The sequence below is a fragment of the Enterobacter cloacae complex sp. SYL001 genome, assembly GCF_049237025.1.
GTDB lineage: Bacteria > Pseudomonadota > Gammaproteobacteria > Enterobacterales > Enterobacteriaceae > Enterobacter > Enterobacter intestinihominis.
Genome location: NZ_JBMKJI010000010.1, coordinates 1 through 24922, shown reverse-complemented (window position 1 = coordinate 24922; position 24922 = coordinate 1). Strand labels below are relative to the sequence as shown.

The window sequence follows — 24922 nt, the reverse complement described above, 5'->3', positions numbered from 1 at the left end:
GCAACGCGATGACGACGACCGTACAACACTATCTGGATAAAGGCCTGCGCGGCCTCTGGTATCCGGTGCTGGCGAGCTGGGAAGTGCAGTCTGCTCCTGTGGGCATCACCCGCCTGGGCGAGCAGATTGTGGTCTGGCGCAACAAAGACGGCCAGGTGCAGGCGCTGGAGGACCGCTGTCCGCACCGCGGCGCGCGCCTGTCGATGGGCTGGAACCTCGGCGACCGCATCGCCTGCTGGTATCACGGCGTAGAGGTGGCGGGCAACGGCGAGGTGAAAGACGTGCCCGCTGTGGATAAATGTCCGCTGGTCGGCCAGCAGTGCGTGCGCAGCTATAACGTGCAGGAGGCGCACGGCGCCATCTTCCTCTGGTTTGGCGTCACCGCGGATCAGCAGCCGGACGAACTGACCTTCCCGGATGAACTCGCCGACACGGAAAACTTCAGCAACTTCCTCTGCACCGCCGCGTGGAAATGCAATTACCAGTACGCGCTGGAAAACGTGATGGACCCGATGCACGGCACCTATCTGCACTCCTCCTCGCACTCGATGGCGGAAGGGGATCGCAAGGCCGACATGGTGCTCCAGCCGACCAAAACCGGCTTTATCTTTGAGAAGAAAGGGCAGAGCGGCGTCAACTTCGACTGGGTGGAGCTGGGCAACAGCGGCACCTGCTGGATGCGTCTCTCCATTCCGTACAAGAAGCGTTTCGGGCCGGGCGGCCACTTCTTTATCGTCGGCATGGTGGTGCCGGAAGATAACGACAACTGCCGCGTCTTCTTCTGGCGCATCCGCCGCGTGCAGGGCTGGCAGCGCGATATGTGGCGCTTCATGTACCGCAACCGGCTGGAAAAACTGCACTGGGAAGTGCTGGAGCAGGACCGCGTGGTGCTGGAGAGCCTGGCGCCAAACGCCCGCGATCATGAATACCTGTATCAGCACGACGTTGGCCTCTCGCGCCTGCGTCGCATGATGCAAAAGGCCGCTAAAGAGCAGCTGGCGATACGTGAAGCACAGCAGGGGGCCGCCTGATGAACGGGCTGCTGAGCGGCAAGCGCATCGTCATAACCGGCGCAGCGCGCGGGCTGGGCTACCACTTTTCCCAGGCCTGCGCGGAGCAGGGCGCGGCGGTGGTGATGTGCGACATCCTCAAAGGCGAACTGGCCGAGAGCGCCCACCGGCTGCGTGAGCAGGGATATGCGATCGAATCGCACGTTATCGATCTGGCCGATCCGCAGTCCATTGAGCAGGTGTTCAGCGCGATTGGCGAGCAGGGGCTGATTGACGGCCTGGTGAACAACGCGGCGATGGCGACGGGCGTCGGCGGCAAAAATATGCTCGATTACGATCCGGATCTCTGGGATCGGGTGATGAGCGTCAACGTCAAAGGCACCTGGCTGGTAACGCGCGCCGCCGTACCGCTGCTACGCGAGGGGGCGGGCATCGTGAACGTCGCGTCCGACACCGCACTGTGGGGCGCTCCGCGCCTGATGGCCTACGTCGCCAGCAAGGGCGCCGTGATTGCCATGACCCGGTCAATGGCGCGCGAACTGGGTGAAAAGCGTATACGCATTAACGCCATCGCGCCGGGGCTAACCCGCGTCGAGGCGACGGAATATGTCCCCGCCGAACGGCATCAGCTCTACGAAAACGGCCGCGCGTTAACGGGCGCGCAGCAGCCGGAAGACGTCACCGGCAGCGTGGTCTGGCTGTTAAGCGATCTGTCGCGGTTCATCACCGGACAGCTGATCCCGGTCAACGGCGGTTTTGTCTTTAACTAAGGTAGGGCGATGATGGCAAACGATCAGGAAGTGAAGTATCTGGTGCCGGGGCTGGAGCGCGGTTTACAGCTGCTGTTGGCCTTTGGCGAGCAGCATCGCGATCTGACCTTTGCCGAACTGCATCGGCTGGTGGATATGCCGAAGGCCACCGCCTATCGCGTGGTACAGACGCTGGAGTACATGGGATTTCTGGAGCGCAACACGCGCACCAATACCTTTTCGCTGGGCATGAACGTGCTGCGTCTTGGCTTTGAGTACATCGCCTCGCTGGACGTGGCGCAGGTCGGCCAGCCGGTGATCGAGCAATTGCGCGACGTGAGCCAGTGCAGCAGCCATCTGGCGATCCGCGACGGGCGCGACATTATCTATATCGCCCGCGTCAGCGCCGCCGGGTCGCGTATCAACCAGGTCAGCATTGGTACCCGTCTGCCGGTGCACTGCACCTCGCTGGGCCGCATGCTGTTGACCGATATTTCCTGCGCTGATTTCGAACAGCTGTTCCCGCATGAGCGCCTGCCGGGCAACACGCCGGGGCAGCTTCACGACCGCGAAGCCCTGTGGCAGATGGTGCAGCAGGACAAAGCCCGCGGGTATGTCATCGGCGAATCCTTCTTCCGCCACGGCATCTCTTCCATCGTCTACCCGGTGTATGACCGAAGCGGCCGCGTGGCGGCGGTGGTCAGCATTCTGGTGCCGTCGGAGGAGATCCCACTGAGCGACCGCGAGCGCCTGCAAAACGAGGTTCGCCTTGCGGCGGATAAAATTTCTGGCTTCTTAGGGTATCTGTCACAGGCCAGTTAAATCAGTGAGTTAACGTCAGGCGCTTGACTGCGTCGGGCATGTTTTACGCCCAATCTGGGCCAGATGAGGCAACGAACGATGAGTATAACCGGAATTGAAAAGCTGGAATTTGGTGTGGAAGACCTGACGCACTGCGCCAAATTTATGCGTGATTTTGGCCTGACGGGCGATGCCAGCGGCCAGCGTTTCACCACCCTGAGCGGCGCGCGCGTGGAGCTTAACCCGATCGACAGCCCCGACCTGCCGCCCGCGTTTGAAGCGGGCAACACCCTGCGCCGCATGACCTGGGCGGTTGCCAGCCAGTCTGAGCTGGATGCGCTGCGCCCGAAGCTGGCGCAACAGCCAGGTTTTCGTGAAGTGGGCGACGCGCTGGAATGCCTGGATCCGAACGGCATGACGCTGCGCGTGCAGGTGACCCAGCAGACCGACGTGGAGCTTAACGTCGAGCCAATAAACCAGTGGGGCGACGCCCGCCGTATCGACACACCCAGCCCGGTTTACGATCGCGCCCAGCCGATCAACGTGGGGCATGTGGTGTTCTTCGTGGAAGAGCTGGCGGCAGTAGAGAAATTCTACCGCGAGGTGCTCGGCTTCCAGGTCTCGGATCGCTATATCAACCGCGCCGTGTTCCTGCGCTGCGGGGCGCGTGGCGGCCATCACAACCTGTTCCTGCTGCAACTGCCGAACCGCAAGCGCGGCCTTAACCACGTGGCCTTCACCGTGCGCGACATCCACGAGGTGATCGGCGGCGGTATCGCGATGAATAAACATAACTGGAGCACCTTTATCGGGCCGGGCCGTCATCCGGTGTCGTCGGCGTACTTCTGGTACGTCAACAGCCCGACCGGCGGCGCGTTTGAGTATTACACCAACGACGACTACCTGACCGAAAACTGGCAGCCGCGCGAGCTGGAGCACTCCCTGGTCTCCTTTACCGAATGGGCGGTGGAGGGCGGGATTGACCACGACACGCGCCGTCAGCAGAAAAAGCCGGAGGCGGTATGACATCGCGCATTGTCATTATCGGCGGCGGCCAGGCGGGCGGCTGGGCGGCGAAAACCCTGCGTGACGAGGGCTTCGACGGCGAGATTTGCGTGGTGGCGGAAGAGGAATGGGATTTCTACGAGCGGCCGCCGCTGTCAAAAGCGTCTCTGCTGGAGCCGGACTCCGCGCTTCCGCGGCTGTTTAGCGAAGAAGCGCAGCAGACGCTGAACCTGATCTGGTACCGCCCGCTGCGTGCTGAATCAGTCGATCGTGAAGAGAAAATCGTGCGTTTAAGCAACGGCGAATGTCTTAGTTACAACATCCTTTTAATCGCTACCGGCGGTCGGGCGCGCCTGCCTTCGCAGGCGTGGGCCAGCCATCCGCAGGTCTACACCCTGCGCCACTGGCAGGACGCGCAGCGCCTGAAAAGTCGCCTGTCGGAAAGTCACAAACTGGCGATTATCGGCGGCGGCTGGATTGGCCTTGAGATTGCCGCTTCCGCGCGGAAAAGCGGCGTGGCGGTCACCCTGTTCGAGCAGCAGCCTGCGGTGTGCATGCGCTCGGTGAGCAGCGAGGTGTCCCAGCGCCTGGAGGCCATCCACCGCGAGCAGGGGGTGGAGATCCGTACCGGCTGCGGCGCGCTGGAGCTGGAGGACGATAATGGCCTGCCGGTCATCCACTGCGACGGCAACCGTGAAACCTTTGATGCGGTCGTGGTCGGGATCGGCGTCGATCTCAATCTGGAGCTGGCGCTTGATGCGGGGCTGAAAACCGGGCGCGGGATCGTGGTGGATGCCCAGGGACGCACCTCGGATCCATTCATCTTTGCCGCAGGCGATGTGGCCCAGCACCATCACTACGGCCTGTGCATCCAGTCCTGGGCCTTCGCCCAGAATCAGGCGGTGGCGACGGCGAAAGCGATGCTCAACCGCGATGCGCCAGGTTATGACGACGCGCCGTGGCTGTGGTCGGATCAATATCAGCACAATATTCAGATCCTCGGTATTCCGCAGCCGGAGAGTAAAACGATAGTGCGTGAAGATGCGCTGTTCTTCTCGCTGGATGAAAACGGGCGGCTGACGCAGCTGGTGGCGTTCAACGATGCGCGCACCGTCAAGCTGGCGAAGCGCTGGATGGCGGCGGGGCGGGATCTGTCGAACGTACCGCTTGCCGACCCGACATTTTCACTGATGTCACTGCGATAGCTAACCCGCACCCGTAGGGGGAGAGATGACCACACTAGAGACGAACACCGCGCCGGTTGAGGCGAGCGGTGAGGGGACCCGCACGCCCGAAAAAGCGGTGCGCTGGGCCATCCCGCTGTCGCTGTTGGCCTGCGTGCTGCTGGCGTTTTTCGACAAAATCAGCATCGCGGCGCTCTTTTCGGATACCCATTTCCAGCAGGCGATGGGCATTGATTTCGACACCACGCGCCTCGGCATATTGATGAGCGCCTTCCTGCTGAGCTACGGCTTTTCGTCGGTATTTTTGAGCGGTTTAGGCGACAAAATCGCGCCGCTGCGCCTGCTCACCGGGATGATGGCTGTGTGGTGCGTGCTGATGGTGGCGATGGGCTTTACCCATAACTACACGCTGATGATCGTCCTGCGCATCCTGCTGGGCGTGGCGGAAGGGCCGCTGTTCCCGCTGGCTTTCGCCATCGTGCGCCACAACTTCCCGCAGCATTTACAGGCGCGCGCCACCATGCTCTGGCTGCTGGGCACACCGGTAGGGGCGGCAATTGGCTTCCCGCTCTCCCTCTGGCTGCTGAACACCTTCGGCTGGCAGAGCACCTTCTTTGTCATGGCCATGCTTACCGTGCCGGTGCTTATCTTTGTACGCATCGGCCTGCGCGGGATCCGTCTGGAGGCTAAACCCGGCACTTCGCAGGCGTCTCAGGACGAGCGGCGCGCGGCGCGGCGCGAGCTGTTCGTCAGCCCGCATTTCTGGATCATCTGCATCTTTAACATCGCGTTCCTGACCTACCTGTGGGGCATCAACGGCTGGCTGCCGGGCTACCTGATCAAAGGCAAAGGCATTCACCTTGAGCATGCAGGCTGGCTGTCGTCGATGCCGTTCATCGCCATGCTGGCGGGGGAAGTGATTGGCGCGTGGCTCTCGGACAGGGTCGATAAGCGCGCGGCGGCCTGCTTTATCTCGATGGCGGGGGCGGCGGTGGGGCTGGCGGCGGTGATGCACCTCGATACCCCGCTCGCCGTCATCGCGGCGATGAGCTTCAGCACCTTTATGTGGGGCACCGGAGCGCCCAACATTTTCGCCCTGCTGGCGAAGGCCACCCATCCCCGGGTGAGCGCCACGGCGGGCGGCATTTTCAACGGGCTGGGAAACTTTGCAGGCGCGCTGTCGCCGGCGGTGATGGGCGCGCTTATCGCCTTCACCCACAGCATGGATTCCGGGCTGATTTTTCTGGCGGTGATGGCGGCGGTGGGCTGCGTCCTGTTACTGCCGCTGCTGAGACGTTACTGAGGAGAGTGTCATGACTGATTCAACCGTAACCCACAAAACGGGCATCAAACCTGACCATCTGACGATGGAGGAGTGGGTCGAGTCGCGCATCGCGCGCTTCGAAGGCCGTAAATACGACTGGAACGCGCTGAAGTTCCAGGCCGATTTTGACCCAAAATACCGCCGGGCGCAGATGCGCTACATCGGCACCGGCGCAACCGGCGTAGCGAACGACACCAACACCGTGCAGGCGGACCATTTTACCTTCTCGACCATGGTACTGCCGTCGAAGTGCGAAGGGCCGCTGCACCTGCACGACGACGTGGAAGAGGTGTTCTTCATGCTCAAGGGGCAAATCACGCTGATGATCCAGGATGGCGACAACTACACCGAAACGGTGCTGCGCGAGCGTGACCTGATCTCCGTCCCGCCGGGCATCTATCGCGGCCTGTTTAACCACGGGGAAGAGGAGGCGCTGATGTGCGTCATGCTGGGGACCAACAAGCCGGAAATCCCGACCTATCCGTCCGACCATCCGCTCTCGAAAGTGAAGCGGAACTAAGGGGGGCATGATGACGGGTTTTCGTGAACAGGGAAGCGGCATTCCGCTGATGCTGCTACACGGGATCAGCTCTGGCGCTGCGTCCTGGCACAAGCAGATGGCGCTGAACGGTTTTCGCGTGCTGGCGTGGGACATGCCCGGTTATGGCGAAAGCCCGATGCTGGCCGTCGCGCGGGCAAACGCGGGGGATTACGCCGACGTGCTGGCGGCGATGCTGGATCGCGCCGGTGTCTGGCAGGCAGTGCTGGTTGGCCATTCCCTGGGGGCACTGGTCGCAAGTGCCTTTGCGGCGAAGTTCCCGGATCGCGTCATTCATCTTGTACTGGCCGACGCTGCGCAGGGCTACGGCAATGCCGCGCCGGAGCAGCGGGAGCAGGTCTGGCGCAACCGCGAGCAGCAGATGGCGTTGGGCGGCGAAATCCTCGCCCAGACCCGCGCCGCGAAGCTGCTGCGCCCCGGCGCGCGCGCGGAAGATATCGCCACCGTCGCGGCGGGCATGCGCACGCTGCGCCCGGAAGGCTACCTTGCCGCCGCGTGGATGCTGGCGCATGACGACATTCACGGCTGGCTTAAACGATACTCCGGCACGTTTGAAGTCTGGTGCGGCGAGCAGGACGCGATAACGCAGCCCGAACTGGTGCAGGGGCTGGCGCTGCGCTACGGCATGCCGTTTACCGCAGTTCCGCAGGCCGGGCACGCCAGCTATCTCGATAACGACGTGTTTTTCAACCAACAGCTTTTACGCATTAACGCAGAGGTGCGCGATGAATGCACAAATTGACGGGCGCGTAGCGGTAGTCACCGGCGGTTCTTCTGGCATTGGCTTTGAAACGCTGCGCCTGCTGCTGGGTGAAGGGGCGAAAGTCGCCTTCTGCGGCCGGGACCCGGATCGGCTCGCCAGCGCCCATGCGACGCTGCAAAACGAATTCCCCCACGGGGAGATTTTTTCTTACCGCTGCGACGTGCTGAACGCCGACGAGGTTCAGGCCTTTGCGGATGCGGTGCAGGCGCGCTTTGGCGCGGCTGATCTGCTGATCAACAACGCCGGGCAGGGCTACGTGGCGCACTTCCATGACACCCCGCGCGAGGCGTGGCTGCACGAGGCAGAGCTGAAGCTGTTTGGCGTCATCAATCCGGTGCAGGCGTTTCAGCCGCTGCTGGAGCAGTCAGACATTGCCTCTGTTACCTGCGTCAACTCCCTGCTGGCGCTACAGCCGGAGGAGCACATGATCGCTACCTCCGCTGCTCGTGCCGCGCTGCTGAACATGACGCTGACGCTCTCGAAAGAGCTGGTGGGTAAAGGCATTCGCGTCAATTCCATTTTGCTCGGCATGGTGGAGTCCGGCCAGTGGCAGCGCCGCTTTGAAAACCGGGCGGACAAAAGCCAGAGCTGGCCGGAGTGGACGGCGGATATCGCGCGCAAGCGCGGCATTCCAATGGCGCGCCTCGGCAAGCCGCAGGAGCCCGCGCAGGCGCTGCTGTTCCTCGCCTCGCCGCTGGCCTCGTTTACCACCGGCGCCGCGCTGGACGTTTCCGGCGGCTTCTGTCGCCATCTGTAAGGACGCATCATGAAAAAGGTAATGTTGATTGGTTTTGGTGCCATGGCGCAGGCGGTGATTGAGCGCCTGCCCGCCGGTGTGGCTATCGGCTGGATCGTGGCGCGCGCGTCTCACCATGCCGCCATTCACGACCAGTTTGGCGATGCGGTCGAGGCGCTGACGTCGCCAATGGCGTGCGCGCAAACGCCGGATCTGGTGCTGGAATGCGCCAGCCAGCAGGCGGTGGCCCAGTACGGGGAAGAGATCCTGCGTCGCGGCTGGCATCTGGCCGTCATTTCCACCGGCGCGCTGGCGGACAGCGCGCTGGAGCAGCGTCTGCTCGCCGCGGGCGGAAAACTGACTCTGCTTTCCGGTGCAGTGGCCGGTATCGACGGGCTGGCGGCAGCGAAAGAGGGTGGGCTTGAGCGCGTCACCTATCAGTCGCGCAAAAGCCCGGCCAGCTGGCGCGGCAGCTATGCCGAGCAGCTTATCGATCTGAATGCGGTGTCAGAGGCAGAGGTCTTTTTTGAAGGCAGCGCTCGCGAGGCGGCGCGGCTGTTCCCGGCGAACGCCAACGTAGCGGCGACCGTGGCGCTCGGCGGCGTCGGGATGGATGACACCCGCGTGCAGCTGATGGTTGACCCGGCAACGAAACGTAACACCCACACGCTGCACGTCGAAGGGCTGTTTGGCGAATTCCATCTGGAGCTGAGCGGGCTGCCGCTGGCGTCTAACCCTAAAACCTCCACCCTGGCGGCACTGAGCGCGGTGCGCGCCTGCCGCGAGCTGGCCCTGAGCTGAGGAGTGACGATGGACGATCTGAAGATTTTTATCGGCGGCCAGTGGCGACACGGCGGAGGTAACCCGATGCAGAGCCACTTCCCGGCAGACGGGTCGATCAACGCGACGCTGAACGCCGCCAGTCTGGATGACCTGGAGGAGGCGGTAGACGCCGGAGAGCGCGCCTGGCGCGATCCCGCCTGGCGTAACAGCCTGCCGCACGTGCGGGCGAAGATCCTGCACAAGGTGGCGGATCTTATTGAATCCCGTGTGGATGAACTGGCGCAGATGCAGAGCCGGGATAACGGCAAGCCGCTGGCGGAAGCGTGCGGGCTGGTGATGAGCGCGGCGGGAACGGCGCGCTACTTTGCCGCCGCCTGCGAGCTGCTGGAGGGTGAACTTCCGACACCGCGCCAGCCGGATCTGCTGACGCTGAGCCGCTACGAGCCCCTTGGCGTGGTGGCGGCCATCACGCCGTGGAACTCGCCGATTGCCAGCGAAATGCAGAAGGTCGCACCGGCGATTGCCGCCGGGAACGCGGTGATCCTCAAGCCCGCCGAAGCCACGCCGCTGATGGCGCTGGAGTTGGCGCGGATTTTTGAACAGGCCGGGCTGCCCGCCGGGCTGCTGAGCGTGCTGCCGGGCAAAGGCTCGGTGATTGGTGATGCGCTGGCGCGTCATCCTCGCGTGCGCAAAATTTCCTTTACCGGCGGAACCACTACGGGCCGTCATCTGGCGCACGTGGCGGCGGAAAAACTGATCCCGGCCTCGCTGGAGCTGGGCGGCAAATCGCCGACAATCGTGCTGGAGGATGCCGATATCGAACAGGCGGCGCGCGGGATCTGCTACGGCATTTTCAGCTCGGCGGGGCAGGCGTGCATCGCCGGATCGCGGCTGTTTATCCACGAGAGTATTTACGCCCCGCTGATGGCGAGGCTGCTGGAATTAACTCGCGGGCTGCGCGTCGGGCATCCGTTTACCGACGACGTGCATGTAGGACCGCTGATCGGCGAGAAACATCGCCAAAGCGTGATCGAGTACGTCGAACTGGCGAAGCGGGAAGGGGGCCGCGTGCTGTGCGGCGGCGAGATCCCCGCCGATCCCGCTCTGGCAAACGGCAGCTTTTTCCAGCCAACCATTATCGAAGGGCTACACAACAGCGCTCGCGCCTGTCAGGAGGAGATCTTCGGCCCGGTGCTGGTGGCGATGCCGTTTGGCGATGAAGCGGCGTTGATCAGCGAGGCGAACGACTCGGTTTACGGCCTGGCGGCGGGGATCTGGACGCGCGATTCCGGGCGCGCCCTGCGTCTCAGCGAGCAGCTGGAGGCAGGCACGGTGTGGATCAACACCTACAAAGTTTTTGCGATTTCGACCCCGTTTGGGGGCTTTAAAGAGAGCGGTCTGGGCCGCGAGAAGGGTATCCAGGGGCTGAAAGCCTGGATGCAACAAAAGAGCATTTATCTGGCGACGGGTAACAGCGTCAACCACTGGTGCGACTGAGAAAGGGTGAGCAATGAGCGAAATGATAACCGTCGGCGACGCCATCGCCAGAACGCTGGAGCAGTATCAGGTTGAGGCCATCTACGGCGTCATCTCCATTCACAACCTGCCGATAGCGGATGCGGTTGGGCAGCGGGGCAATATCCGCTTTGTACCCGCGCGCGGTGAAGCCGGTTCCGTCACCATGGCCGATGCTCACGGGCGCTTTTCCGGCCTCGGCGTGGCGCTGACCAGCACCGGCGCGGGGGCCGGGAACGCGGTAGGCGCGCTGGTGGAAGCGATGAATGCCTGCACGCCGCTGCTGCATTTAACCGGGCAGGTAGAGAAAGCCTGGCTGGACGCCGACACCGGGTTTATCCATGAAACCCGCGATCAGCTGACCTTCCTGAAGGCCAGCTCAAAACGGGCGTACCGTATCAGCAATGCGAATCAGGCGATAGCCATTCTGCATAAAGCCATCCAGGACGCGCAGACCCCGCCGTGCGGACCGGTCTCGGTGGAAATCCCGATTGATATTCAGGGCGCCAAAATTCCGCTGTCGCTGGTTACCGCCCCGGTCAAACCGGCATCGGTTCCAGCCGTGGATACCGGGATGGTTGACGCGCTGTGGGCGCAGCTCAAACAGGCGAAACAGCCGCTGCTGTGGCTGGGCGGCGGGGCGCTGGGAAGCGCTGAGGCGGTGAAAAAACTGGCGGATGCGGGCATCACCGTGATTTCCAGCACCCACGCGCGCGGCGTGCTGCCGGACGACCACCGCGCCAGCCTGCGGGCGTTCCACAACTCGCCGTCGGTGGAGGCGCTGATTGCGCAGTGTGATTTTACGCTGGTCGCCGGTTCACGTCTGCGCAGCAACGAAACCCGCTCCTGGACGCTTGAGCTGCCGTCCCCGCGGGTGCAGATTGATATCGACCCGGCGGCGGCCAGCCGTAACTACCTGATGGATAGCACGTTGATAGCAGATTGTTCAGCGCTGCTTGGCGCGCTGGCTAAAAAAGTGCAGAGCCGCGAGTGGGGCAACGCCCAGTGGGATATGCAGGTGCAGCAGGCGGTCGGGCAAGCTGAGCAGGGGCTGCGCGAGCAGTGCGGCGCCTATGCGAAGCTTAACGACGCCATAGAAAAAGCCTTGCCGAAAGACGGCCTGCTGGTGCGCGATATCACCGTGTCCGGCAGCCTGTGGGGTAGCCGCCTGTTCAGGGCTAACGGTCCGCTGCTGAACATTCACTCTCTCGCCGGGGCGATTGGTATGGGACTGCCGATGGCCATCGGCACCGCGATTGCTAACCCGCAGCGCAGGGTGGTGGGACTGGTGGGCGACGGCGGCCTGAGCCTCAATTTAGGCGAGCTGGCGACGCTGGCGCAGGAGAAAGCCAACGTGACGCTGCTCATCATGAACGACGGGGGCTACGGCGTAATGCGCGGTATTCAGGATAAATATTTTGGCGGGCGTCAGTATTATAACGCGCTGCATACACCGGATTTTACCCTGCTGGCGCAGGCGATTGGCCTACAGGCCTGGAGCGTTGAGCGGGCCGAGGATTTTGATGCGGTGATGACGGAAGCGCTGGCGATGCCGGGGCCGTCGGTGGTTGAGGTGCGGATGGGGCAGATTGGCGCCCTTAAGTTTGCCGGGCCGCCACAGAAAACGCTGTACTGATTGAGCCTTGTTGCCCGGTAGCGCGGCGCGCACCGGGCCGAAGTTTTATTTAATTCCGTCTGCCGCCATGCGGTCACGGATATGCTGCGCGCGTTCAACGGAGGCCGGGTGATCGTCAAACATGGAGCTTTGACGGCCTTCCTCCAGTTTCGCCAGTTTTTCGAAGCTGGTGGCTAAACCCGATGGATTGATGCCGCGTTTGCGCAACAGATCGTAAGAGTAGTCATCCGCTTCCGACTCCTGACGCTGGGAGAACTGGGAGTTAACCAGTTTCTCACCCACGTCGCCCAGCTGCGACTGGGACAGGCTGCCGACAATGCCGCCCGCAGAGGCCGCCGCAGCACGCACGGCATTGGTGCCCAGCGCAACCTGCATCCCTTTCTTCACGTGACCGAGAGCAACGTGACCCATTTCATGGCCGATCACCGCTTCCACTTCGTTGTCGGTCATCATGTCCATCAGGCCGCTGTAAACGCGGATACAGCCGTTAGCCATCGCGAAGGCGTTGACGTCTTTCGCCATATACACCTTGTAGTTAACCGGCTGACCGTTAATGTTGTCGCCCAGCGCGGAAGCAATCTTGTTCAGACGCTGCGTGTAGGTGCTGTTTGCCGGGGCAAGCGTAGCTTTTCCATCCATATCCTTACAGGCCTCGTCGCTCAGCGCTTTCACCTGCGCATCGCTCAATGAGTAGGCCTGAAAAGCTTCTGCGCCTGAGGTCATCAGGCCGTTAGAATCCATATTCTGACAGCCGCTTAGCAGGAGCGTTGTTCCCACAGCCAGCCCAATTGCACGCATTTTCATGATGTTGCTTCCGTACTCGTTAATCTGAATTAATTCCGAAAAATGCACCGTCAACGAAGCCGGTGTCGGGCTAAGTATAAGGAATATCTACAGGGGCGGGCGAGTAGATTGCGCAACATGCGAGCATGATCCAGAGATTTCTTAAGCTGCAAAAGAATGGTCCATGTACATGCCCTGCGGCTTGGGTTACATTGTTGGCACTTTTTTCCGGCGTAGCCCAAAACGCGCTGTCGTCAAGGGCATGGCCTTTAACAGTCCGATCTGGAGTTAAAATGTCCTCACGTAAAGAGCTTGCTAATGCTATTCGTGCGCTGAGCATGGACGCAGTACAGAAAGCCAAATCCGGCCACCCGGGCGCCCCTATGGGCATGGCTGACATCGCCGAAGTCCTGTGGCGTGATTTCCTTAACCACAACCCGCAGAACCCGGCATGGGCAGACCGCGACCGTTTCGTGCTGTCTAACGGCCATGGCTCTATGCTGATCTACAGCCTGCTGCACCTCACTGGCTACGATCTGCCAATTGAAGAGCTGAAAAACTTCCGTCAGCTGCACTCCAAAACTCCAGGTCACCCGGAAGTGGGCTACACCGCTGGCGTTGAAACCACTACCGGTCCGCTGGGTCAGGGCATTGCGAATGCCGTGGGTATGGCGATTGCTGAGAAGACCCTGGCGGCACAGTTCAACCGTCCTGGCCACGACATCGTTGACCACTTCACCTATGCGTTCCTGGGCGACGGCTGCATGATGGAAGGCATTTCTCACGAAGTGTGCTCCCTGGCAGGCACCCTGAAGCTGGGTAAACTGGTTGCGTTCTACGACGACAACGGCATCTCCATCGACGGTCACGTTGAAGGCTGGTTCACTGACGACACCGCCGCACGTTTCGAAGCCTACGGCTGGCACGTTGTGCGCGGCGTTGATGGCCACGATGCTGACTCGATTAAACGTGCCGTAGAAGAAGCGCGCGCCGTGACCGACAAACCGTCCCTGCTGATGTGCAAAACCATCATCGGCTTCGGTTCTCCGAACAAAGCGGGCACTCACGACTCCCACGGCGCACCACTGGGCGACGCGGAAATCGCACTGACCCGTGAAGCGCTTGGCTGGAAACACCCTGCCTTCGAAATCCCATCTGAAATCTACGCGCAGTGGGATGCGAAAGAAGTGGGCCAGGCGAAAGAAGCAGCCTGGAACGAGAAGTTCGCGGCTTACGCGAAAGCCTTCCCACAGGAAGCGGCTGAATTCACCCGTCGTATGAAAGGCGACATGCCGTCTGACTTCGACGCGAAAGCGAACGAGTTCATTGCGAAGTTGCAGGCGAACCCGTCTAAAATCGCCAGCCGTAAAGCGTCTCAGAATGCGATCGAAGCGTTTGGTCCTCTGCTTCCAGAATTCCTCGGCGGTTCCGCTGACCTGGCGCCATCTAACCTGACCCTGTGGTCTGGCTCTAAGCCAATCAACGAAGACACTGCCGGTAACTACATCCATTATGGTGTACGTGAATTCGGTATGACCGCGATTGCCAACGGTATCGCTCTGCACGGTGGTTTCCTGCCGTACACCTCTACCTTCCTGATGTTCGTAGAGTATGCACGTAACGCCGTGCGTATGGCCGCGCTGATGAAACAGCGTCAGGTGATGGTCTACACCCACGACTCCATCGGTCTGGGCGAAGATGGTCCAACTCACCAGCCGGTAGAGCAGGTGGCTTCCCTGCGCGTGACCCCGAACATGAGCACATGGCGTCCATGTGACCAGGTTGAATCTGCGGTGGCGTGGAAATACGGCGTTGAGCGTCAGGACGGCCCGACTGCGCTGATCCTCTCCCGTCAGAACCTGGCGCAGCAGGAACGTACCCCAGAGCAGCTGGCAAACATCGCCCGCGGTGGTTACGTGCTGAAAGATTGCGCGGGCCAGCCTGAGCTGATCTTTATCGCGACCGGTTCTGAAGTTGAACTGGCCGTTGCCGCATGGGAAAAACTGACTGCTGAAGGCGTGAAAGCGCGCGTGGTTTCCATGCCGTCTACCGATGCGTTCGACAAGCAGGATGCCGCGTACCGCGAATCTGTACTGCCTAAAGCGGTCTCCGCTCGCGTGGCAGTGGAAGCGGGTATCGCTGATTACTGGTTCAAATACGTGGGTCTGAACGGCGCTATCGTCGGTATGACCACCTTCGGTGAATCTGCTCCGGCAGAGCTGCTGTTCGAAGAGTTCGGCTTCACCGTTGAGAACGTTGTCGCTAAAGCGAAAGAACTGCTGTAATTGCCGTTTTGCCCGGTGGCGCTAACGCTTACCGGGCCTACAAATGGCATTAAATGTAGGCCGGGTAAGCGTTAGCGCCACCCGGCTTTTTTGTATGCACGATTCCTCAGACATGTAACTGCTCTGTAAATTATTCCACCGAAAATGTGATGCAAGTCATATAGCTCGCTTATTCATCTGGACAGAGATTCCTTTTATTCCCCGATTCGCTTATTCTTGCTGAAGCGTTTCAGTCGATTAAATGTTCGACAATTGACCAATCAATCGCAGTTTGTGACAGCAAGGATTCCCCTTCGGGCGTCGCTGGATTACTCTTTCAGCCACCTCAAACTCAGGGATAGCTTTGCAGGAGATCTATGACCGTACGCGTAGCGATTAATGGCTTCGGTCGCATCGGGCGCAACGTGGTTCGTGCTTTATATGAATCCGGGCGTCGTGCGGAAATCACCGTGGTGGCAATCAATGAACTGGCGGATGCTGCGGGCATGGCGCATTTGTTGAAATATGACACCAGCCACGGTCGCTTCGCCTGGGACGTTCGCCAGGAAAGGGAACAGCTGTTCGTCGGTGACGATGCCATCCGCGTGCTGCATGAGAACAGTATTGAAGAGCTGCCCTGGCGCGAACTGGGTGTGGATGTGGTGCTGGACTGTACCGGCGTGTACGGTAACCGTGAACATGGCGAAGCGCATCTGAATGCTGGCGCGAAAAAAGTGCTGTTCTCCCATCCCGGCAGTCACGACCTCGACGCCACCGTCGTGTTTGGTGTCAACCAGCACGAGCTGCAGGCTGAACACCGCATTGTCTCCAACGCCTCCTGTACCACCAACTGCATTATTCCGGTCATTAAACTGTTAGACGATGCGTATGGCATTGAATCCGGTACCGTGACCACGATTCACTCCGCCATGCACGATCAGCAGGTTATCGACGCCTACCATCCGGATTTACGACGCACTCGCGCGGCGAGCCAGTCCATCATTCCGGTGGATACGAAACTGGCTGCAGGGATCACGCGTATTTTCCCGCAGTTTAACGACCGTTTCGAAGCGATTGCCGTGCGCGTCCCGACGATAAACGTCACCGCAATCGATCTTAGCGTGACGGTGAAAAAACCGGTAAAAGCCTGTGAAGTCAACCTGTTGCTGCAAAAAGCGGCACAGGGAGCATTTCATGGTATAGTTGACTATACGGAATTACCGTTGGTCTCAGTAGATTTTAACCACGACCCGCACAGCGCCATCGTGGATGGCACGCAGACGCGAGTCAGTGGTGCGCACCTCATCAAGACGCTGGTCTGGTGTGATAACGAATGGGGCTTTGCTAACCGAATGCTCGACACCACGTTAGCCATGGCCGCAAAAGGTTTCAGGTAGAGCGCACCTTGCGCTTGCAAAACTTTAAGAATCAACGAGAGGATTCACCATGTCTGTAATTAAGATGACCGATCTGGATCTGGCAGGTAAACGCGTTTTCATCCGTGCCGATCTGAACGTACCGGTTAAAGATGGCAAAGTGACCAGCGACGCGCGTATCCGTGCATCTCTGCCAACCATTGAACTGGCTCTGAAGCAGGGCGCTAAAGTGATGGTCACCTCCCACCTGGGCCGTCCAACTGAAGGCGAGTACAACGAAGAGTTCTCTCTGCTGCCGGTTGTTAATTACCTGAAAGACAAACTGTCCAACCCGGTTCGCCTGGTGAAAGATTACCTGGACGGCGTGGAAGTTGCCGAAGGTGAGCTGGTTGTTCTGGAAAACGTTCGCTTCAACAAAGGCGAAAAGAAAGACGACGAAACCCTGTCCAAAAAATACGCTGCGCTGTGCGACGTATTCGTGATGGATGCATTCGGTACGGCTCACCGTGCGCAGGCTTCTACCCACGGTATCGGTAAATTCGCAGACGTCGCCTGTGCAGGTCCACTGCTGGCTGATGAACTGGAAGCGCTGGGTAAAGCACTGAAAGAACCTGCTCGTCCTATGGTCGCTATCGTTGGTGGTTCTAAAGTTTCTACCAAACTGACCGTTCTGGATTCCCTGTCCAAAATCGCTGACCAGCTGATCGTTGGCGGTGGTATCGCGAACACCTTCGTTGCTGCGCAAGGCCACAACGTGGGTAAATCCCTTTACGAAGCGGATCTGGTTGACGAAGCCAAACGCCTGCTGAGCACCTGTGATATCCCGGTTCCAACTGACGTTCGCGTGGCGACCGAGTTCTCCGAAACTGCTACCGCAACCCTTAAATCTGTTAATGACATCAAAGATGAAGAGCAGATTCTGGACCTGGGCGACGTTTCTGCACAGAAACTGGCTGAAATCCTGAAAAACGCAAAAACTATCCTGTGGAACGGTCCTGTCGGCGTGTTCGAATTCCCGAACTTCCGCAAAGGGACTGAAATCGTGGCTAACGCTATCGCAGACAGCGAAGCGTTCTCTATCGCAGGCGGTGGTGACACCCTGGCAGCTATCGACCTGTTCGGTATCGCTGACAAGATCTCCTACATATCCACTGGTGGCGGCGCATTCCTCGAATTCGTGGAAGGCAAAGTCCTGCCAGCAGTAGCAATGCTCGAAGAGCGCGCTAAGAAGTAAGCCATTCAGGGGCAGGGAAACCTGCCCAATTTTCAGCGCGCTTATCAGAGCTCGCACCTTTTCTAACGGCCGAAGATACAGGACTAAGCAACATGTCTAAAATTTTTGATTTCGTAAAACCTGGCGTTATCACTGGTGATGACGTACAGAAAGTGTTCCAGGTAGCTAAAGAAAACAACTTCGCTCTGCCAGCAGTTAACTGCGTAGGTACCGACTCCATCAATGCCGTACTGGAAACCGCTGCAAAAGTTAAAGCACCGGTTATCGTTCAGTTCTCTAACGGCGGCGCTGCGTTCATCGCAGGTAAAGGCGTGAAAACTGACGTTCCTCAGGGCGCTGCTATCCTGGGTGCTATCTCTGGCGCACATCATGTTCACCAGATGGCTGAGCACTACGGTGTTCCGGTTATCCTGCACACTGACCACTGCGCGAAAAAACTGCTGCCATGGATCGACGGTCTGCTGGACGCAGGTGAAAAACACTTCGCAGCAACCGGTAAGCCACTGTTCTCTTCTCACATGATCGACCTGTCCGAAGAGTCTCTGGAAGAAAACATCGAGATCTGCTCTAAGTACCTGGCGCGTATGTCCAAAATGGGCATGACCCTGGAAATCGAACTGGGTTGCACCGGCGGTGAAGAAGACGGTGTGGACAACAGCCACATGGACGCTTCTGCTCTGTACACTCAGCCAGAAGACGTTGATTACGCTTACACCGAGCTGAGCAAAATCAGCCCACGCTTCACCATCGCAGCATCCTTCGGTAACGTGCATGGCGTGTACAAGCCAGGTAACGTGGTTCTGACCCCGACCATCCTGCGTGATTCTCAGGAATATGTGTCTAAGAAACACAACCTGCCGCACAACAGCCTGAACTTCGTCTTCCACGGCGGTTCCGGTTCTTCTGCTCAGGAAATCAAAGATTCCGTAAGCTACGGCGTAGTGAAAATGAACATCGATACCGACACCCAGTGGGCAACCTGGGACGGTATCCTGCAATACTACAAAACCAACGAAGCTTACCTGCAAGGTCAGCTGGGCAACCCGAAAGGCGAAGACCAGCCGAACAAGAAATACTACGATCCACGCGTATGGCTGCGCGCTGCCCAGACTTCTATGATTACTCGTCTGGAGCAGGCATTCAAAGAACTGAACGCGGTTGACGTTCTGTAATTTGTACTGCTGACAGCACATCAGAAGGCCCGCAAATGCGGGCCTTTTTTTATGCTTTTTCAATATCCTGCAATACCTGATTTTGTGATCTGTTTGGCATTACCCGCTCTTTTTGTTTACCCTTTACTGACCTGCCTGTCCCCTTAAGGGATAGATTTTGTGTTTTGGTTTAGCAAAAGGAAGAATAAATGGAACAACTTGATGTTGTAGACAGCATCAATCACGCGGGTAACTGGCTGGTGCGCAACCAGGCGCTACTGCTGAGCTACGCTGTGAATATTGTTGCCGCTATTGCCATCATCATTGTCGGGATGATCGTGGCGCGTATCGTATCGAACGCGGTCAACCGGGTGATGGTTGCACGTCACATTGACGCCACGGTCGCCGATTTCCTCTCCGCGCTGGTGCGTTACGGCATCATCGCCTTTACGCTGATTGCGGCGCTGGGGCGTGTCGGCGTGCAGACGGCATCCGTCATCGCTGTGCTCGGTGCTGCCGGTCTGGCCATTGGTCTGGCATTACAGGGTTCGCTGTCGAACCTGGCGGCGGGCGTACTGCTGGTAACCTTCCGTCCGTTCCGTTCCGGTGAATACGTGGATTTAGGCGGGATCGCGGGTACCGTGTTGCAGGTACAGATTTTCTCTACCACTCTGCGTACTGTCGACGGTCGTATTGTGGTGGTACCGAACGGGAAAATCATTGCCGGCAATATCATTAACTTCTCCCGCGAGCCGGTGCGTCGTAACGAGCTGATCATCAGCGTGGCGTACGATTCCGATATCGATCAGGTGAAGTCTCTGATTACCAACATCATTGCTTCAGATGACCGTATTCTGAAGGACCGCGAGCAGACCGTTCGTCTGAATGAACTGGGCGCATCATCCATTAATTTTGTGGTGCGCATCTGGAGCAAAAGCAGCGATCTGCAAAACGTTTACTGGGATGTGCTGGAGCGCATTAAGCGTGACTTCGATGCTAACGGCATCAGCTTCCCGTACCCGCAGATGGACGTAAACGTCAAAAAAGTCAAAGAAGCAGAGTAACGTCTCCGTAGGCCCGGTAAGCGTCAGCGACACCGGGCTTTTCTTTTATTAGCCCCGCTAATCCCCAATTAATATTATCCATTTCCTCTAATGTCGTTCCCGCAGTATAGTCTGCCCCAGGACAACTCTGCGAGAATTACGTTATGTTATCTTACTATTTTCAAGGGCTTGCGTTAGGTGCGGCCATGATCCTTCCCCTTGGTCCACAAAATGCGTTCGTGATGAATCAGGGCATCCGCCGTCAGTACCATCTGATGATTGCCTTGCTGTGCGCGGTGAGCGATCTGCTGCTGATTTGCGCCGGGATTTTTGGCGGCAGCGCCCTGTTGATGCAGTCGCCGTGGCTGCTGGCGCTGGTTACCTGGGGCGGCGTAGCGTTTCTGCTGTGGTACGGGTTTGGCGCCCTGAAAACGGCCATGAGCAGCAATCTTGAGCTGGCGAGCGCCGAAGTGATGAAGCAAGGGCGCTGGAAGATTATCGTCACCATGCTCGCCGTGACATGGCTTAACCCGCACGTTTATCTTGATACGTTCGTGGTGCTCGGCAGCCTGGGGGGACAGCTGGACGTTGAGCCCAAACGCTGGTTTGCGCTCGGTACGGTCAGCGCCTCCTTCCTCTGGTTCTTTGGTCTTGCGATCCTGGCGGCGTGGCTGGCGCCACGACTGCGTACCGCCAAAGCGCAGCGCATTATCAATACCCTGGTGGGGCTGGTGATGTGGTTTATTGCCTTCCAGCTGGCGAAAGAGGGCATTCATCACGTACAGGGATTGTTCAACTAAGCGTTGTCTTATGGACATCTGAACAAGACCCGCTAAGCTTGCTGGCATGAGCCCTGTTAACAGGGCACTCTTCGCAACATGGAGGAATGACAGTGAAGTTTAAGGTGATGGCCCTGGCGGCATTAGTAAGTTTAGGTGCGGTGTCGGTGCAGGCGAATGAACTGCCAAACGGCCCGCACATTGTCACTTCAGGTACGGCAAGCGTGGATGCGGTACCGGATGTTGCAACCCTGGCAATTGAAGTGAACGTGGCGGCGAAAGATGCTGCTTCCGCCAAGAAACAGGCAGACGATCGTGTTGCGCAATACCTCTCTTTCCTGGAACAGAACGGTGTCGCGAAAAAAGACATCAGCTCTGCGAACCTGCGTACTCAACCGGATTACGATTACCAGAACGGCAAAAGCATCCTGAAAGGCTATCGCGCCGTGCGTACTGTAGAAGTGACCGTGCGCCAGCTTGATAAGCTCAACGGATTGCTGGATGGTGCGCTGAAGGCAGGGCTGAACGAAATTCGTTCCGTCTCGCTGGGCGTTGCGCAACCGGAGAAGTATAAAGACGAAGCGCGTAAAGCGGCGATTGATGATGCCATTCATCAGGCACAGCAGCTGGCATCCGGCTTCAAGAGCAAGCTCGGTCCGGTTTACAGCGTGCGTTACCACGTTTCAAACTACCAGCCAAGCCCGATGGTGCGGATGATGAAAGCGGACGCCGCGCCGGTTTCTGCTCAGGAAACCTACGAGCAGCCAACCATTCAGTTCGACGATCAGGTTGATGTGGTGTTCCAGCTGGAGCCGACTGAAAAGCCAGCTCAGTAACCCGTAGGCCGGGTAAGGCGAAGCCGCCACCCGGCTTGTTTTTCAATCCTGTCTTAACACCTTATGCCCAAACGCCAGCAGCGCGTCGGTGACGTTGCGCATCATGCGGCTTTCCGGCGCAAAACGGTGCCAGTACAACATCCGGCGCTGATACAGCCCCGGAGTTAAATCAATCAGCTCACCGCTTTTCAACTCTTTCTCAATCTGCAGATGCGGGATCATGCAGCAGGTGGTTCCCTGACGTGCAAGCTGCACGAAGGCTTCGGACGAGTTAACGATATGACACGGCACGCTGCCCGGCGGCAGATCGAAGTTTTGCTGCAGGAAGGCCTGATGCATATCGTCCAGATGGTCGAACGCGACGGCAGGCGCTTTCAGCAGCGCGGCGCGGGTCACACCGTTCGGGAAATAGCGCTCGGCAAAGGCTTTTGAACCGACGAAGAGGTAATCCAGCGCGCCCAACTGATCCACCAGACAGCTTGGCAGCGCCTGAGGCTGAATACTGACGGCACCAACCACTTCGCCGCGACGCAGACGTTCCTGGGTGCGGGTTTCATCTTCAACCTGGAGATTCAGGCGGATAGGGGAGTCGGCCAGCACCGGCGCAAGGGCCGGCAGCAGCCAGGTTGCCAGACTGTCGGCGTTCACCGCCAGCGACAGCAGCAGCGGCGTGGAGCCGGTCTGTTCATCGCCCAGCCACTCGTCTTCCAGCAGTTCAACCTGGCGCAGCAGGGCGAGGAGCTTTTGTCCTTGCTCCGTTGGACGCGGCGGTACGGTACGCACCAGCAGCGGCTGCCCGAACATGTTTTCAAGCTGTTTGATACGCTGTGATACGGCGGACTGGGTGATGCACAGCTTTTGCGCCGCGCGCTCAAAACCGCGTTCACGAATAACTGCATCAAGTGCCTGTAGTGTTCTGTAGTCCGGACGTTTCATTGCTCTGGCTGACTCCTTAATTTTGCTTAATCTGCACTATGACACAATTTTCCCTTCGTGGCAGACGAAATCCATTCGACGTGTTCTATAATGCGCCCTGAGTTTTCACACCACAGGCAAAACGATCATGACGCAGGATGAACTGAAAAAAGCAGTAGGATGGGCCGCTCTCCAGTACGTACAGCCGGGTACCATTGTCGGTGTTGGTACGGGGTCGACGGCGGCACACTTTATCGATGCGCTGGGCACGATGAAGGGGCAAATCGAGGGCGCGGTTTCGAGCTCCGATGCTTCCACGGAAAAGCTGAAAAGCCTCGGCATCACTGTTTTCGACCTCAACGAAGTGGACCGTCTGGGCATTTACGTTGATGGCGCGGATGAAATCAACGGCCACATGCAGATGATCAAAGGCGGTGGCGCGGCGCTGACCCGTGAAAAAATCATTGCCTCCGTGGCGGATAAGTTCATCTGCATCGCGGACGCCTCCAAGCAGGTCGACATTCTGGGGAGTTTCCCGCTGCCGGTCGAAGTGATCCCGATGGCGCGCAGTGCCGTGGCACGTCAACTGGTGAAGCTGGGTGGTCGTCCGGAATACCGTCAGGGTGTGGTGACCGACAACGGCAACGTGATCCTCGACGTTCACGGCCTTGAGATCCTCGATGCCATTGCGCTGGAAAATGCGATCAACGGCATTCCGGGCGTCGTTACAGTAGGGTTATTTGCCAACCGTGGCGCGGATGTGGCGCTGATCGGCACGGCTGACGGTGTAAAAACCATCGTAAAATGATCTGACGGGGGGAGCGCTCCCCCCGCTAAAAAATTTTGAAAAGCTAAATTCGGTGACTTGTGTCACGTTTTTCCGCCTCTTTTGCCGATCCTGCCGCGTTTGTAAATTTCCATAGCATTTTCCTCTGTCATTTTGCTCTGTATGACTTTTCTTCAGAGTGCCGACGCAAACGTTCATATTGCTGCAATAGTTTTTTTTGATATGTTGGCTGCACGGGATTTATATCCAGCACAACATCAGTTCAGATAAAAACAGGGTCGGGTAAATGGCAAAGGTATCACTGGAGAAAGACAAGATTAAATTCCTGCTGGTTGAAGGCGTGCACCAGAAAGCGCTCGATAGCCTTCGCGCTGCAGGTTACACCAACATCGAATTTCACAAAGGCGCGCTGGATACTGAAGAGCTGAAAGCGTCCATCCGTGATGCCCATTTCATTGGCCTGCGATCCCGTACCCAACTGACTGAAGACGTTATTGCTGCGGCGGAAAAGCTGGTGGCGATTGGCTGTTTCTGTATCGGTACCAATCAGGTTGATCTGAATGCCGCCGCAAAACGCGGTATCCCGGTTTTTAACGCCCCGTTCTCCAACACCCGTTCCGTGGCGGAGCTGGTGATTGGCGAGCTGCTGCTACTCCTTCGCGGTATTCCGGAAGCTAACGCCAAAGCGCACCGCGGCGTGTGGAATAAGCTGGCCGCGGGCTCCTACGAAGCGCGTGGTAAAAAACTCGGGATTATTGGTTACGGCCACATCGGTACGCAGCTTGGTATTCTGGCGGAATCCCTTGGCATGCACGTGTTTTTCTACGATATCGAAAACAAACTGCCGCTGGGTAACGCGACGCAGGTGCAGCATCTTTCTGACCTGCTGAACATGAGCGACGTGGTCAGCCTGCACGTGCCGGAAAATGCGTCCACAAAAAACATGATGGGAGCGGAAGAGCTGGCGCTGATGAAGCCGGGCTCACTGCTGATCAACGCCGCGCGCGGTACAGTGGTCGATATTCCTGCCCTGTGCGATGCGCTGAAGCGTAAGCATCTGGCGGGTGCGGCGATTGACGTGTTCCCGACGGAACCGGCCACCAACAGCGATCCGTTCACCTCTCCACTGTGCGAGTTCGACAACGTGATCCTGACGCCGCACATCGGCGGTTCTACTCAGGAAGCGCAGGAGAATATCGGCCTGGAAGTGGCGGGCAAGCTGAGCAAATATTCCGACAACGGTTCAACGCTCTCTGCGGTGAACTTCCCGGAAGTGTCTCTGCCGCTACACGGCGGGCGTCGTCTGCTGCACATTCACGAAAACCGTCCGGGCGTGCTGACTGCTATCAACCAGATCTTTGCCGAACAGGGCGTCAACATTGCCGCGCAGTATCTGCAAACGAACGCGCAGATGGGTTATGTGGTGATTGATATTGAAGCGGATGAAGACATTGCTGAGAAAGCATTGCAGAGCATGAAGGCCATTCCGGGGACGATTCGCGCGCGTCTGCTGTACTGATAGTGCGGTCTGTGGTGTCGGGTGGCGCTTACGCTTACCCGACCTACAATGTTCGTGCGGTCTGTGGTGTCGGGTGGCGCTTACGCTTACCCGACCTACAATGTTCGTGCGGTCTGTGTGTCGGGTGGCGCTCACGCTTACCCGACCTACAACGGTCGTGCGGTCTGTGT

Annotated in this window: 23 protein-coding genes; 21 read left to right on the top strand and 2 right to left on the bottom strand. The window is 58.7% G+C overall.

Going from position 1 to position 24922, the window contains the following annotated elements:
* The first annotated feature begins 8 nt into the window (after window positions 1-8).
* From ACOTZP_RS11660 to ACOTZP_RS11605, 12 genes are all read left to right on the top strand, one after another.
* Window positions 9-1031 carry an aromatic ring-hydroxylating oxygenase subunit alpha gene (locus ACOTZP_RS11660; RefSeq protein WP_163347702.1) on the top strand — a complete coding sequence of 341 codons (1023 nt, stop codon included), beginning with the start codon at window positions 9-11 and terminating at the stop codon, window positions 1029-1031.
* Window positions 1031-1780: an SDR family oxidoreductase gene (locus ACOTZP_RS11655; protein WP_063201552.1), complete on the top strand. Its 750-nt coding sequence runs from the start codon at window positions 1031-1033 to the stop codon at window positions 1778-1780. The genes ACOTZP_RS11660 and ACOTZP_RS11655 overlap by 1 nt, the downstream gene beginning before the upstream one ends.
* 12 nt (window positions 1781-1792) lie before the next feature.
* Window positions 1793-2581 carry an IclR family transcriptional regulator gene (locus tag ACOTZP_RS11650; RefSeq protein ID WP_421633720.1) on the top strand — a complete coding sequence of 263 codons (789 nt, stop codon included), beginning with the start codon at window positions 1793-1795 and terminating at the stop codon, window positions 2579-2581.
* 78 nt (window positions 2582-2659) lie between these two features.
* Entirely contained in the window at window positions 2660-3586 is a 927-nt protein-coding gene (locus tag ACOTZP_RS11645) for a VOC family protein (protein WP_271075152.1), read from the top strand.
* Entirely contained in the window at window positions 3583-4770 is a 1188-nt protein-coding gene (locus ACOTZP_RS11640; RefSeq protein ID WP_271075153.1) for an NAD(P)/FAD-dependent oxidoreductase, read from the top strand. The genes ACOTZP_RS11645 and ACOTZP_RS11640 overlap by 4 nt, the downstream gene beginning before the upstream one ends.
* A 25-nt stretch (window positions 4771-4795) precedes the next feature.
* The gene (locus ACOTZP_RS11635) at window positions 4796-6052 is read left to right on the top strand and encodes an MFS transporter (protein ID WP_022649340.1); all 1257 of its coding nucleotides are present in this window, start codon (window positions 4796-4798) and stop codon (window positions 6050-6052) included.
* Between the two features lie 10 nt (window positions 6053-6062).
* The gene (locus ACOTZP_RS11630; RefSeq protein WP_022649339.1) at window positions 6063-6593 is read left to right on the top strand and encodes a cupin domain-containing protein; all 531 of its coding nucleotides are present in this window, start codon (window positions 6063-6065) and stop codon (window positions 6591-6593) included.
* A gap of 10 nt (window positions 6594-6603) precedes the next feature.
* A complete protein-coding gene (locus ACOTZP_RS11625) occupies window positions 6604-7374 on the top strand; it encodes an alpha/beta fold hydrolase (RefSeq protein ID WP_271075156.1) in 771 nt (256 codons plus the stop codon).
* A complete protein-coding gene (locus tag ACOTZP_RS11620) occupies window positions 7358-8152 on the top strand; it encodes an SDR family oxidoreductase (RefSeq protein ID WP_063148693.1) in 795 nt (264 codons plus the stop codon). Before ACOTZP_RS11625 ends, ACOTZP_RS11620 begins: the two co-directional genes overlap by 17 nt.
* A gap of 9 nt (window positions 8153-8161) precedes the next feature.
* Window positions 8162-8932 carry an aspartate dehydrogenase gene (locus ACOTZP_RS11615; RefSeq protein ID WP_032626138.1) on the top strand — a complete coding sequence of 257 codons (771 nt, stop codon included), beginning with the start codon at window positions 8162-8164 and terminating at the stop codon, window positions 8930-8932.
* A gap of 9 nt (window positions 8933-8941) precedes the next feature.
* A complete protein-coding gene (locus ACOTZP_RS11610; RefSeq protein ID WP_271075154.1) occupies window positions 8942-10411 on the top strand; it encodes an aldehyde dehydrogenase in 1470 nt (489 codons plus the stop codon).
* A gap of 13 nt (window positions 10412-10424) precedes the next feature.
* Entirely contained in the window at window positions 10425-12065 is a 1641-nt protein-coding gene (locus ACOTZP_RS11605) for a thiamine pyrophosphate-binding protein (protein WP_045623024.1), read from the top strand.
* 45 nt (window positions 12066-12110) lie between these two features.
* Here ACOTZP_RS11605 and ACOTZP_RS11600 read toward each other — a convergent pair whose 3' ends face one another.
* The gene (locus ACOTZP_RS11600) at window positions 12111-12869 is read right to left on the bottom strand and encodes a M48 family metallopeptidase (protein ID WP_003860073.1); all 759 of its coding nucleotides are present in this window, start codon (window positions 12867-12869) and stop codon (window positions 12111-12113) included.
* A gap of 272 nt (window positions 12870-13141) precedes the next feature.
* On the opposite strand from ACOTZP_RS11600, the gene tkt reads away from it, so the two are divergent.
* From tkt to ACOTZP_RS11565, 7 genes are all read left to right on the top strand, one after another.
* Entirely contained in the window at window positions 13142-15133 is a 1992-nt protein-coding gene (tkt, locus tag ACOTZP_RS11595; RefSeq protein ID WP_022649333.1) for a transketolase, read from the top strand.
* Window positions 15134-15489: 356 nt separating this feature from the next.
* Window positions 15490-16509: an erythrose-4-phosphate dehydrogenase gene (epd, locus tag ACOTZP_RS11590; RefSeq protein WP_022649326.1), complete on the top strand. Its 1020-nt coding sequence runs from the start codon at window positions 15490-15492 to the stop codon at window positions 16507-16509.
* 49 nt (window positions 16510-16558) lie between these two features.
* Window positions 16559-17722, top strand: coding sequence for a phosphoglycerate kinase (gene pgk, locus ACOTZP_RS11585; RefSeq protein WP_023298554.1), 1164 nt, complete (start codon window positions 16559-16561; stop codon window positions 17720-17722).
* Window positions 17723-17814: 92 nt separating this feature from the next.
* Complete coding sequence (gene fbaA, locus ACOTZP_RS11580) at window positions 17815-18894, top strand: class II fructose-bisphosphate aldolase (RefSeq protein WP_017692704.1); 1080 nt, start codon at window positions 17815-17817, stop codon at window positions 18892-18894.
* Window positions 18895-19082: 188 nt separating this feature from the next.
* Window positions 19083-19937, top strand: coding sequence for a small-conductance mechanosensitive channel MscS (locus ACOTZP_RS11575; protein ID WP_022649325.1), 855 nt, complete (start codon window positions 19083-19085; stop codon window positions 19935-19937).
* Between the two features lie 143 nt (window positions 19938-20080).
* Entirely contained in the window at window positions 20081-20716 is a 636-nt protein-coding gene (argO, locus tag ACOTZP_RS11570; RefSeq protein WP_003860085.1) for an arginine exporter ArgO, read from the top strand.
* Window positions 20717-20808: 92 nt separating this feature from the next.
* Window positions 20809-21531, top strand: coding sequence for an oxidative stress defense protein (locus tag ACOTZP_RS11565; protein ID WP_022649323.1), 723 nt, complete (start codon window positions 20809-20811; stop codon window positions 21529-21531).
* A 42-nt stretch (window positions 21532-21573) separates the two neighbouring features.
* Here ACOTZP_RS11565 and argP read toward each other — a convergent pair whose 3' ends face one another.
* Window positions 21574-22467 (bottom strand): DNA-binding transcriptional regulator ArgP, encoded by an 894-nt coding sequence (gene argP, locus ACOTZP_RS11560; RefSeq protein ID WP_003860089.1) that lies wholly within the window; start codon window positions 22465-22467, stop codon window positions 21574-21576.
* Between the two features lie 127 nt (window positions 22468-22594).
* Between argP and rpiA the strand changes: the two genes are divergently transcribed.
* Window positions 22595-23254 (top strand): ribose-5-phosphate isomerase RpiA, encoded by a 660-nt coding sequence (gene rpiA, locus ACOTZP_RS11555; RefSeq protein ID WP_022649322.1) that lies wholly within the window; start codon window positions 22595-22597, stop codon window positions 23252-23254.
* A gap of 265 nt (window positions 23255-23519) precedes the next feature.
* A complete protein-coding gene (gene serA / locus ACOTZP_RS11550; RefSeq protein WP_022649321.1) occupies window positions 23520-24752 on the top strand; it encodes a phosphoglycerate dehydrogenase in 1233 nt (410 codons plus the stop codon).
* Window positions 24753-24922 lie beyond the last annotated feature (170 nt).